We start from the raw sequence: 11797 nt of genomic DNA, 5'->3' as shown, positions 1-11797 counted from the left end.
TGGATCGGCTTTTGCGCATTCGGAAGATCGATTCATTGGGCGATCTGGTACCGCCCATTTTCCCCATCGCCCCGCTGCCGAGCAACGTCACGGGCGTCTTGACGCCGACCGATGGAGCGGTGTCGGGCTACGCCGCCTTATTGGCGGAGGCGTTACCCGGACTGCCACAGGCGGTGGAGGAGATCTGCGGTCCGGCGCCGTGGATCGTGCGTAGTGCCGGCATCGAGGATTTGACGGATCATGTCAACGCGGGGGGCTACGAAAGCCTGATATGCCTCGCGCCGCAAGATCTGATGCAGCGCATCGCCGCCGTGGCCCTGAGCGGATCGACCGAGCATGCACGGCGTCAGCAGGCACTTTCGGGTCGAACTGCTCGTTCCGAGGCCATTTCATGCTTTGTGCAGCCGCTGCTGAAGATCGATGTTGCTGATGATGTCGGCCCCAATCACTCGCCATTTCTGGACGCGACGGTCTTGGATCGAATGGAGGCGGTATGTGCCGAGCTGATGGAGGCCTTCGACTTCGCGGCCATTGATTGCGAATGGGGCCTCGAAACGACGCTGGGCTTCGTCTCCATTACCACCATTGCGCCGCGCAATCAGAGGCTGATGAACGTCGCCCATACGATGGGCTTCGGCTTCGCCAGCGCCCAGAACACCGGCTCGCGGGCGACGACTCTTGCCCTGCGTCCGGCCACCACTGGCCTCCGACTCTGGCGGGGACAACACTTGCGTGAGACCCTGGTTCAGCGATTGCATTTGCTGCAGGCTAGGCCGGCACATCTTGATGCTGCCTTCTGTGAGCGGTCGTCGCTTACCGACGACTGCTACGAAGCGCTAAACCAACACTACGACGTGGTGGAGGCCGGGCTATTGATGCTAGGCGCGGCGTCCTTTGGCCACGTTTTGGTAGCGCCGGACCTTATGAGTGCGTGGCGTCGGTATCTCGCCTTAGATACGCAGGGGCAGGCCGCTGTGGCGGTGGTCATGGTGGACAAAGGCAGTGCGGAAGAACATGCCGGCATCATGTTTCGGCAGCAGAAGATCACCTGCGTCAGAGCGGACACGCGGCGTGTACCTGCCGGGGCGGACTGTGCTGCATTCGATCGCGGCACATGCGTGCTGGGGGGAGCAACCATGCTGCGGTCAATTCAGACAGAGGTTCGCCGAGAGCTGATTTTGCCCGACGACTGCGCCTGCGTCTTCACGGAGGAGGTGCTTTCTCCCACCGGCGAGCTGACACTGGAATGCACCGACGCCCTATCCCAACTGCATCTTCTGCCGCTGGCCAAGGAGGTCAAAGAACGACTGCTTGCGCGCACCGAACAGCCGATGGCGACACTGTGGATGCAGCGGGTCGGCGGCGCGGTGGAGTCGCCGTCCCTCCTCGCGCAGATCGGGCGATCGCGGCATTCGGGGTACGCTGGAGGACTCGCCGCGCGCACCGAATTCGCACAAGCCTATGAACGCGCCGCCCGCGTGTCGCGCATCGAGCTGTGGCGCGAACTGCCCACGCTATTTGCGCTGTCATCCGATATACGCCCACTAGTCGAAAGCGCCGACCTGCGTCTCATAATGGCGTTGCTGGTTTGCGAAGCAGCAGCGTCTTGGGTACCAGCGGAAACTCTTTCCTGTTTGCTCAATTCGGCAGCCATACAGCTGGCTGCGCAGCAGCGAGACAACGCTGTGCTTGTCTTGGAGACCGTATCGTTAGTCAGTGCGGAATGCGCACGACTGCCGCTCTATGAGGCGGATGAGACCGTTTCATACCTGAATACGTTGGCACGCGCCTTTGAGAGTGGTCTGACCGCTAGATCGATGGCGTCCATCCATTCATTGGAGCTGCCGATCTCCAGCGTCGTGCGGCTGGCCATGCGGGTGCTGGATCGTCCTGCCGTCCTCGAACCAGTGAACGCCTTCCAGCAGGCGGTGGCGTCGTTCAGGGGAATTGTGTCTGCCGGAGCCGCGGCGGCGTGGCTCTCACAGCAGTTGAATGAGGCCTTCTGGAGCCTGCGAAACGCGCTGTGCGACGCCGATCTGAAGGATGTCGCCGAGCAGCTCAGGGGATCGCTGATTGAAACCTACGACGCGTCGCTGAAGGGACTGCTCGCTCGTGCGGTGGAGGGGGGCGATGCCGCTAGCTACCAGCGATACCTTGTGGTGATGCAGCAATGGATCGCACTCCTGTGCGCGGAGCCGCTTTCTGAGCGCGATGACATAGTGCTCCGTCGCTTCGAGGTATGGCTGCGTCAGTGGAAAGATGAGGAGATACTCAAGTCGTTCGAGATAGAGGACCGCAACTGGCGTTCCGAGTTTGACAAAATTATGGCTGCACGCGAGGCTGCTCCTCGCTATGAAAACCCGCACGTTCTGCACAACCTCCTGCACCAGTGGTCCCTGGCGGGGCTGCGACTGGATACGCGTTGGCTACCGCAACGGGTACAAGCGCTTGCGCGTTTCTGCTCGACATTCAGCAGCCGGTCGACGAAGGTTTTGCGCTTTGAGCGAGAGCTCCTAGAGATTCAGATCCCGATGGGGACGCATAAGGCTAGCTACGTGTTCACGCCCCGTCAGATCACGGTGGAATGGGCAGAGCCGCCCGATTGCCGCGGCGACGAGATTGCGCGAATCCTGGCGTTCGAAGTATTTCTGGATCGTTTGCGCACCTGGATGTTTCCGGGGCTCACGGTCCGGCGCGAGCAGGTGTTGGGCACTTGGACATTGTTTATCCGCCTCGGCGTGCCGGCATCAGGTCGCTGGCATGACGAGGACCTCACACGCTTTGTGGCCGCAACGCGTTTCCTCTTCGATGCGTCGTACGATTTCTCGTACGTCGAGAACGATGCGGTCGACGGCTTTGCCGAGCGCTTTAACGGCCCGAATTGGGAGTCGGTGGTCGCTACGCTGGTCCGGTATCGGGAGGTCTTCGAGGACGCATCGCAGTACGTTGCCTTGCATACTTTGCCGATGTCTTCGGCTGTCAGCGCGATCGCGCAGAGTCGTGTGGTGCGTGGGCTGATACTGCGCTGTCGGCGCGGTGGTATCGAGTACTGCTGGTCGCTGATCGACACGTACGCGCGGTGGCTGGAGATGTGCGCTGAAGATGACGACCGGTGGCGCGGTCGTTATGAGTGCCTCCGGCAGGCCAGCCTGTTCCTGGCGGCGATGTGGCCGCGGGAAGCCCTTAAGGGGCTCGCCTCCCGGGCAAGCTTTCACGTAGGCCATGACCTAATCGCGGCGTGCCTCTTCAAGCGCTCGGACTTGGAGGATGAACTGCAGCACATCATGACTGCGGGGGGCGCAGAGCTGTCCGGAATGTCCGCACTCATCACGCGGCATGCCCCAAAGATCGCTGCGGCGGGCTGCGGCGCGGAGGCCTTGGCCGCGCAACTCGCCGACACCGGCGTTCGGTTCCGGCGCGCCAAACACTTCTTGGTCGCTCACTACAGTGATCGCATCGATCTGGCCGTGCTGGGGCGTCTGATCGAGGACATGGAGACTGTACCGTGGGGACGCACCGCAGCCGCGGAGCAGGCCGTCCAGACGCAGATATCGACGCGGGGGCTTACCTGCCGATTCGAACTGGAGCGAGGCATTGACTGGACGATGCTGGACTCTTGCTCAACGACCTCGCGAGAACGGTGTGAGCCCCGACCCGCGCCGTAAGCCTCAGTCCCGCACGAGCACCACAAGCAGCAAATCCTCCCGATGCGCGGGCTTGAACGTGATTTGTTCGTAGACGACGCGACCCGCATCGGGATGATCGAATTCACGCCTGCCGACTTCGCGTTCGCCGACATCCTGCGACGCCCAAAACCGCGCGAAGTCCTCGCTTTCGGCAACGAGCCCATCGATGAGGGCCCGTGTCGGCGCGTCGTTCAGATGCCGGATCGAATCGGCGCGGAACTGCGCGACGAGGCGCCGCGCGCGCGTTTCCCAATCGACGATGAACGTGCGCGCCGCAGGCACAGTGAACGTGAAACGCAGCAAGTTGCGCTCGCGCGTGGGGTCTTGCGGCGCGCCATCGAGCCAGCCGACGAACAGCGCGGCCGCCGGCGCGTTCCACGCCAGCGCATTCCATTGCCGATCGAGCACATAAGCAGGCGTATCGAGATGGCGTACCGTCGCCAGCAGCGCGGTGGGGGCGTCCGCCGCGGCCGGCGCGGGTTCCGACGGGTCGCGTTCCCCCGCCAACTCGAAAAGGTAGGCGCGCTCCGCCCGCGTGAGCTGCAAGGCTGCCGCTATGCGTGCGAGCGCATCGGGGGATGCCGAGACCGACCGCCCTTGCTCGATCCAGGTGTACCAAGTGGGACTCACGCCGCACAGTTGAGCAACTTCCTCGCGCCGCAGCCCCGGTGTGCGGCGACGCGGGCCCGGTGGCAGCCCCACGGCCTGAGGAGAAAGACGCTCCCGATGGGCGCGGATGAAATCTCCGAGCGCGCGTGCCGGTGTTTCGCCGAGCGGCCCCGCATCGGCAGCGGCCGACGATGCCGATGACGGGATGGGGCGCGAAGCCGGCGGTCGATCGTTCGTATTGGCCATCTTCGATTCATGTACAAGATTGGGCGCGAGGCCGGCTGCCGGGCCAGCTCGTGATGCATAACGTGTAGAGCCCCGCGGACAGTTCCCGAGCGGGCAGCCTGGGCCAAGCCGGGTGGATCGGATACCAGGATAATCGCTTGCCTTGTACCGGTACCGAGGCAACCGTATTGTAGCGTCAGATGTGACGCCTCGGGGCTGTGCACGTGATGTTGCCGGCCGTGCGGGCGTCGTCGCCGGATTCGTCCGATCCGTCTTTTACTCTTCGAAGGAGTTGCCGCAATGAAACACCGCGAACAGGTTGCCGATGCATTCGGCTCGACCGCTGCCGCCTATCTCGTCAGTCAATCTCACGCGAGCGGCGCCGATCTGCGGACACTGGCCGGCGAGCTCGCCGCGGCCCCGGGCGGCAGCGTGCTCGATCTGGGCTGCGGTGCGGGCCATGTAAGCTTTGCGGTGGCGCCCCATGCGGCCACGGTGACCGCCTACGATCTTTCGGCCCAGATGCTCGAGACGGTCGCCGCAGCCGCTCACGAGCGCGGATTCGACAATATCCGGACTCAGCAAGGCGCCGCCGAAGCGCTGCCGTTCGCCGATGCGTCGTTCGATTGGGTCTTGAGCCGGTTCAGTGCCCATCATTGGCACGACGTGCCGGCCGCCCTCGCCGAGGTGCGCCGCGTTTTGAAGCCGGGCGCGCGGGCGATCTTCGTCGACGTGGCCGGTGCCGACCATCCGTTGCTCGACACTTACGTGCAGAGTGTCGAGCTCCTGCGGGACACGTCCCACATCCGCGATTACCGTGCCGACGAATGGTTGACCTTTTTCGAACGGGCGGGCTTCGAAGCGCATGTGCGCGAGCGCTGGAGGCTGCCCATGCAGTTCGACGAATGGGTGGCGCGCATGCGCACACCCGCGGAGCGCGTGGCGGGGATCCGCTCGCTTTGGCGCGCGGCACCCGACGAAGTGCGCGAGTACTTCGCCGTTGCCGAGGACGACTCGTTCGAGATCGATGTCCTCATGATCGACGCGCGATGAACGACGCTCACGGGACCGCGCGTTCGGCCTAAAGCGGGAGGCCTACATCATCGACGCATAACGTTGCGTCCACGCCTCGTGCCAGCCGGCCAGTTGCGCCGCTGGCATCGGCGCACCGACGAACGCGCCCTGTGCGACCTCGCAGCCCATGTCGCGCATCGCCTTCCAGTCCTCGAGGTCGTCGATACCTTGCGCCACGGTGCGCATGTTGAGCTGGCGCGCGAGTGAAAGCGTGGCCTTGACGATTGCGCCGAGCGACGAATCGCGGCTCGCGCCGTGCACGAAGCTGCGCTCGAGCTTCAGTTCGTCGAACGGAATGTCGCGCAGATGGGCGAGCGCCGCGTCGCCGGTGCCGAAATCGTCGATCAGCAGACTGATGCGCTTCAAGCGCAAACGCGTGAGGACATCGAGCGAGATGAGGCGGTTGCGCTGGATGCGCGTTTCGGTGATCTCGAGCACGAGCCGCGAAAGCGGGAAGTCTGCGGCATGGGCGGCGTCGACGATGAAATCGGGAAAATCGAGCGAGGCGAGATCGTCCGTCGACAGGTTGATCCCGAGCCGGAAATCGGGGCCGAGCGCGTGCCATTGCCGTGCTTGTTCTAACAAAGCTGGGAGCAGGCCCCGCGTGACATCGTCCACGATGCCATGCTGCTCGGCCATCTTGAGAAAGCGTCCGACGAGCACGAGGCCATCGCGCGGGTGCTGCCATGCGACGAGTGCCTCGACGCCGGCCACTTCTCCCGTTGCGAACGCGGCCTGCGGTTGATAGCACATCACGATCTGCCCCGCTGCAATGGCCGCGCGCAATTCATCGGGCGAGTAGCTGGGCGCATCGCTCGCGTTGGCCGCGGTATTCGGCGCATCGGTCGCGAGGCGCTGCTGCAATTGCTCGCGCGTGGCCGGCTTCGCGAGGGAGCCCAGCACGCGCAGCCCGCGCGAGTAAGCCAGCTTTTCCGCACTCTTCAGTACGCGCAGATCTTCGCCGCTCACGAGCACGACTTGTCCATCGTAGCCGCGCGCCACGAGCTGGCGCAGGAACTCGACGCCATCCATCTCGGGCATCTGCAAGTCCGTGAAGACGACGTCGATCTCATGGTCCTCGGCTTCGAGCGCGGCCAGCGCGTCTTGCGCGTGCTCGTACGGCAGTATCGCCTCGTAGCCGAGCTGCGTGAGTTGGCGCACGAGCACCTTCAGAACGAAAGGCTCGTCGTCGACCACCAGGATCTTGCGTTGCTTGGTGGGTTGAGTCATGCAGTTCACCGTTATCAATGAATCAATGAATGAGTGAGGCAGGCGGCGCGTGGACCGCGCCGCGCGCGACTGTCATGACATTGCCGTTACGGACAGGAAAAGGCGCAGCTTGTCGACCAGCGTATTGCGATCGAAAGGCTTCACGAGGAAATCGACGGCGCCTGCCTTCAGGCTTTCGACGACGATGGCGCGTTCGCTGTGGCCGGTCACCATGACGATCGGCACGTGCGCGAATTGCGCGATCGCTTTGATCGCGCGCGTCGCCTCGACACCGCTCGTATCGGGCAGGCCGACGTCCATCAGCACGAGATCGGGTTTCATCTCCCACATCAGCGATTGCGCTTCGGCGCCCGTGCCCGCGAACGCCAGCTGCAGGTTCTGCCCGGAGAGCAGCCGTGCGAGCAGCTTTTGCTGGAATTCGTCGTCTTCGACGATGAGGACTTTGGGCCGATCCGGTTGCGGCGCGGGGCTCGCGTCGGGCTTCGCAGGCACTGCCTCGGGGGCGGCGCCGGCAGCGATGGGGCTTGCGTGCTGCGCCTCCTCGAAGAACCCGCCCGCGCGCGGTGCGGCGGCAGCCGGTTGGGCACTGGCCTGGGGCGCTGGCGCGACAGCGGCGCGAGCCGTCGCCCGCACGGAGCGGGCAGTGGCGGGCTGGCCGGGAGCCGCGCGCAGCCACGACTCGCCGGCGCGGTTTTCCGTGCGCATGAGCCGCAGCACCTGATGCACGGACATGCGAATGCGCGGCGCATCGTTCGTGGCCGGCCAGAACAGCACGTAATCGTCGAAGTGTTCCTTGCGGCACAGTTCGTAAGCGGTGCGGAGATCGCGGGAATTGCAGAGCAGCACGGTGCGATGCGGCACCGTGTGCACTGTCGTGCCGAGCCGGTAGAGCCCGAGGTAATAACGCTGCGCGGCTTCGATCGTATCGAACGCGAGCACGAGCACGGCCGGGCGGTGCGTTTCGAAGTCGGCAACGGCGGATTCCGGTTTGACGGACAAACGCACGGTGCCGAAGTCGTCGGCAAGCAGTTTTCCGACCAGCTCCGCGTCGGCGACGGCTTCGGACGCCACGAGAATCGAGGCGTGTTCGCAAGAGAGATCGGCTTCGTTGAACATCGTTGAGCCCCTATCGATTCATTTATTTCAGTTCTGCCGCGAGCAGGTGCTCGAGCGTGTCTTCCACGGCCGCGAGTGCCGTATCGAATTGATTCGCCCAGTTGGCAAGCGTCGCGAGATCGCCCGCCTTGCCGGCGTTTTCGAGTTCGGCGCACAGATCGCCGAGCGCCATCGCGCCTACCGAGCGCGACGACGATTTGAGCTTGTGGGCGATCGCGCCGGCTTCGCGTCCGCGTCCGGCGTCGCAGTGCGTGCGCAACTCGGCGGCCAGCTTGCCGACGGATTGCTGATAGTCCGACAGCAATTCACGCACGATGTCCGGATCGTCGCCCACGATGCCCTTCAGTATCTCGACATCGACGGCCGCCGCTGTTTGCGCGGTCGTATGCGCTTGAGACTCCGCAATGGGCGCGGTCATCGGCACCATGGCGTCGGGTGCGCGAAAGTGCGCTTCGAGGACGGCCTGCAGCCGGTTGAGCTGAAGCGGCTTGGTGAGATACCCGTCCATCCCGACCGCCTGGACGCGCGCCGCTTCGCCCTGCACGGCGTTGGCCGTCAAGGCGACGATCGCGAGCCGTGTGCCGGGCGGCTCTTCGCGGCGGATCGTCTCGACGAGTTCGTAGCCGTCCATTTCGGGCATGTGCAGATCGGTCAGCAGCAGCGCGTAGCGATGCGCCCGCCACAGCGCGAGCGCTTCCTGGCCATCGCTCGCGATCTCGGCCACATGTCCCAGCAAGCCGAGCTGGCGCAGGATCACTTTCTGATTGATCGCATCGTCCTCGGCGACGAGGATCAGCCGGCCTTGCTCGCGCGCCTGTGCGACCGATAACACCGGGCCAGAACGCTCGATGCGGGCCGGGTCGCGCCCCTGTGCCGTGGCGTGCACGCCAAAGCGGCTGACGGAGACGGCCTCCGTTTCGACATCGAAGGGCAGCCGTACCGTGAATGTGGAGCCCGCGCCGACGGTGCTGTCGACGGTCACGGTCCCGCCCATGAGATCGACGAGCCGGCGGCAGATCGCGAGGCCGAGTCCCGTCCCGCCGAAGCGGCGCGTGGTCGACGCTTCGGCTTGCGTGAACGGCTTGAACAGCTTCGGTAAGGTCTCCGCCGAGATGCCGATGCCGTTGTCGGCGATGGCGAACGCGACTTCGACGCGTCCCGATTCGAGCGGCGTGGCGGTGACGCGCACGGACACGCTGCCCGGTGTGTCGGGCCGTCCGCCCGAGAACTTGATCGCGTTGCCGACGAGGTTGTTGAGCACTTGCCGCAGCCGTGTGTCGTCCGACAGTACGGCTCGGGGGAGATCGGGCGCGACGAATTTCGACAGTTTGACGCCTGCGCGCTCGGCCACTGGTGTGAGCGACTGGCACAGCCCGTCGGTCAGATGGGCGAGGCAAACCGGCACGAACTCGATATGCAAACGTCCCGCCTCGATCTTCGAAAAGTCGAGGATATCGTCGATGAGCGTCAGCAGCGCATTCGCCGATTCGCGAATCGTCGTGATCATGTCGCCCTGATCGGCGGTAAGCCCCGTTTGCGCAAGGACCTCGGTCATGCCGATCACGCCGTTCATCGGCGTACGGATTTCGTGGCTCATCGCCGCGAGGAAGGCGCTCTTCGCACGTGAGGCGGCCTCGGCCTCGGCACGCGCCTGTTCGAGTTGCTGCGTGGCCAGCCGGCTTTCGGTGACATCGCGCGCAGTCGCATAGATGAGCCCGTCGAGTTGGATGGCTTTCCACGCGAGCCAGCGTACGCTGCCGTCCTGGCACAGGTAGCGGTTTTCGACATTCTCGATCGGCTCGCCCGGCGCGCGGCGCTCGATTTCGGCGACCGTCGCGGCCCGATCGTCGGGGTGTACGAATTCGATGAAAGGCCGCGACAGCAACGCCTCGCTCGACCAGCCGAGCACCTTCGTGAAGGCTGGATTGACCCGTTTGAAGTAGCCCGCCGGGTTCGCGTCGGTGAGGCAGATGAGGTCGAGTGAGAGATCGAAGAAACGGTCGCGCTGCGTTTCGGCTTCCTTGCGGCTCGTGATGTCCTGCAGCATGACCAGCGCACCCCAGGCGCCGTCCACTTCGTACGGTACCGCCGTCATTTCGCCGATGAACGTGCTGCCGTCGAGTCGCAGCCAATTCGCTTCGCGCGCGGGCGAAGCGATGCGCGAGCGCGACAAACGCAGCATGCGTTCCTCGATCGTCGCGCGGCTGTCGGGACGCAGGAACTCCATCAGCGAAAGCCCGCGTATTTGCGCGGCGGAATAGGCGCCGAGCGTCTGAAGCGCCTTCGGATTGGCGAACGCAATCGTTTGCTCTTGAATGAGCAAGACCGCGTAGGGCGACAGTTCGATCAACTGCCGATAGCGCGCTTCGCTGTTCTTGAGCGCTTCCTCGCTGGCCCGCTCGCGGCTCACGTCGCGAATCAGCGCGACCACCCCCGCCGATGCCGTACCGCGTTTTTCGACGCGCACTTCGAAGACGGCCGGCACCGGCGTTTCGAGGCGGAAGATCGCGCTTTGCGCGTTGCCGAGCGTCGCGTCGCCGGCCAGCACGGCCGCCAGGCGCTCAGCCTCGGCCGCGCCCTCCTGCTCGAGGTCGTCGCGGAAAAATGCGCGGGCGACATCGGCCGGCGTGGCGTTGACCGCGTCGTCGCCCGTCCAGCCGACGAGCGCGAGAAAGTGAGGATTGTGGCCATCGATGCGGCCCTCGGCGGAAAAGCCGACCGCTGCATCGGGGATCGCTTTGAAGAGCGCTTCGGCGCGCTCGACTTCGTCGCGCGTGCGCGCGAGCGCTTCGCTCTCGCGTGCCGACGACGCTTCGAGGCGCTTGGCGAGCCGCCCCTGAACGAGCGCGGCGCCGAGGATCAGCAGCGTCAGGACGATACCCGCGGCGACGAGCGCTGTCGTGCGCTGCCGAAACGCTTGCAGATATTCGGCGTTCGAAAACCCGACCATCGCCACGACGGGATAGTCCTCGAGACGCTCGTAGCTGATCGTGCGCTGCACGCCGTCGTAGAAGCTGGCCGCTTCGAACGTGCCGCGCAACGCTCGCGCGAGCGCGACGCGCAACGGCGAGCGCGGCGGGATCGGCCAGCTCGTGTCGAAGTTGTAGTGCGTGCCTGTGCGGCGGGCGCGCAGCACATAATCGTTCGTGCCGATGACCGCAAAGAGGCCGTCGCGCCCGATGCGCTCCGATTCGAGCAGCTCCGTGAAGACCGACGGCGGCACGGACACCACGACCACGCCGACGAATCGTCCCTGCGGATCGTTGATGCGGCGTGACAGCTGGACCGAACGTTCGCCGCTCACGCGATCGATGACGGGCTTGCTGATGAACAGGCGTGCGCTGGGGTCGTCCATGTGGACGCGGTAGTAGTCGCGATCCGTGTGGTCCATCGGCACGAAGCCGTGAAACGTCGAAGCACGCAGAATGCCGTGCTTGTCGATGACGGCCACCTGGGTGAACACGTCGAGATCGACGAGGCCCGAGTGGACGTAGTCTTCCAGCGCGAGTTCGGGTCCGTCGCGCTTCACGAGCCATGTGACGACATCGGCGACCTGATTCGCCTCGCGCAACACCCGGGTCGTATGCGAGGCCAGCGCGCTCGCGAGCGCCTCGGTCTGCAAGCGCTCGTTCTGGCGCTCGGCATTGAGGTTCCAGGCCGAGAACGCACCTAGCGCGAGCCACAGCGCGAAGACGAGTCCCAGCGCCGCCGCGCGATTGACGCGCGACGTGCGGCTCGTTTGCGCGCTCGACGATGGAATCCGGGGGGCGTGGCTCATGGTGGCGATCAGTTGGCTTCGACATTTTTATCGACCGAAACCGGGGCGAACTTTAATGCGCCGAGCCTTGTAAATCGGG

Annotated in this window: 6 protein-coding genes; 2 read left to right on the top strand and 4 right to left on the bottom strand. The window is 64.7% G+C overall.

Features of this window, described 5'->3' with window-relative positions:
• The first annotated feature begins 35 nt into the window (after positions 1-35).
• Positions 36-3665 (top strand): hypothetical protein, encoded by a 3630-nt coding sequence (locus tag VGL01_RS19995; protein ID WP_331572385.1) that lies wholly within the window; start codon positions 36-38, stop codon positions 3663-3665.
• Positions 3666-3668: 3 nt separating this feature from the next.
• Here the strand turns inward: VGL01_RS19995 and VGL01_RS19990 are convergent, their stop codons facing one another.
• On the bottom strand, positions 3669-4541 hold the full coding sequence (locus VGL01_RS19990) for a helix-turn-helix transcriptional regulator (protein WP_331572383.1): 873 nt from the start codon (positions 4539-4541) through the stop codon (positions 3669-3671).
• Between the two features lie 279 nt (positions 4542-4820).
• On the opposite strand from VGL01_RS19990, the gene VGL01_RS19985 reads away from it, so the two are divergent.
• On the top strand, positions 4821-5573 hold the full coding sequence (locus tag VGL01_RS19985; RefSeq protein ID WP_331572381.1) for a class I SAM-dependent methyltransferase: 753 nt from the start codon (positions 4821-4823) through the stop codon (positions 5571-5573).
• 42 nt (positions 5574-5615) lie between these two features.
• Here VGL01_RS19985 and VGL01_RS19980 read toward each other — a convergent pair whose 3' ends face one another.
• From VGL01_RS19980 to VGL01_RS19970, 3 genes are all read right to left on the bottom strand, one after another.
• Positions 5616-6824 (bottom strand): EAL domain-containing response regulator, encoded by a 1209-nt coding sequence (locus VGL01_RS19980; RefSeq protein WP_331572380.1) that lies wholly within the window; start codon positions 6822-6824, stop codon positions 5616-5618.
• 72 nt (positions 6825-6896) lie between these two features.
• Positions 6897-7940 (bottom strand): response regulator, encoded by a 1044-nt coding sequence (locus VGL01_RS19975; protein WP_331572378.1) that lies wholly within the window; start codon positions 7938-7940, stop codon positions 6897-6899.
• 22 nt (positions 7941-7962) lie between these two features.
• Complete coding sequence (locus VGL01_RS19970) at positions 7963-11718, bottom strand: PAS domain S-box protein (protein ID WP_331572377.1); 3756 nt, start codon at positions 11716-11718, stop codon at positions 7963-7965.
• Positions 11719-11797 lie beyond the last annotated feature (79 nt).

The organism is Trinickia sp. (genome assembly GCF_036503415.1).
Lineage (GTDB): Bacteria > Pseudomonadota > Gammaproteobacteria > Burkholderiales > Burkholderiaceae > Trinickia.
The sequence above is the reverse complement of the archived record's forward strand: the minus strand, read 5'-3'. Positions and strand labels throughout refer to the sequence as shown.

Coding starts and splice junctions, on each gene's coding strand:
- VGL01_RS19990 (WP_331572383.1), bottom strand. CDS start 4,541: ATGGCCAATACGAACGATCGACCGCCGGCTTCGCGCCCCATCCCGTCA.
- VGL01_RS19985 (WP_331572381.1), top strand. CDS start 4,821: ATGAAACACCGCGAACAGGTTGCCGATGCATTCGGCTCGACCGCTGCC.
- VGL01_RS19970 (WP_331572377.1), bottom strand. CDS start 11,718: ATGAGCCACGCCCCCCGGATTCCATCGTCGAGCGCGCAAACGAGCCGC.
- VGL01_RS19975 (WP_331572378.1), bottom strand. CDS start 7,940: ATGTTCAACGAAGCCGATCTCTCTTGCGAACACGCCTCGATTCTCGTG.
- VGL01_RS19980 (WP_331572380.1), bottom strand. CDS start 6,824: ATGACTCAACCCACCAAGCAACGCAAGATCCTGGTGGTCGACGACGAG.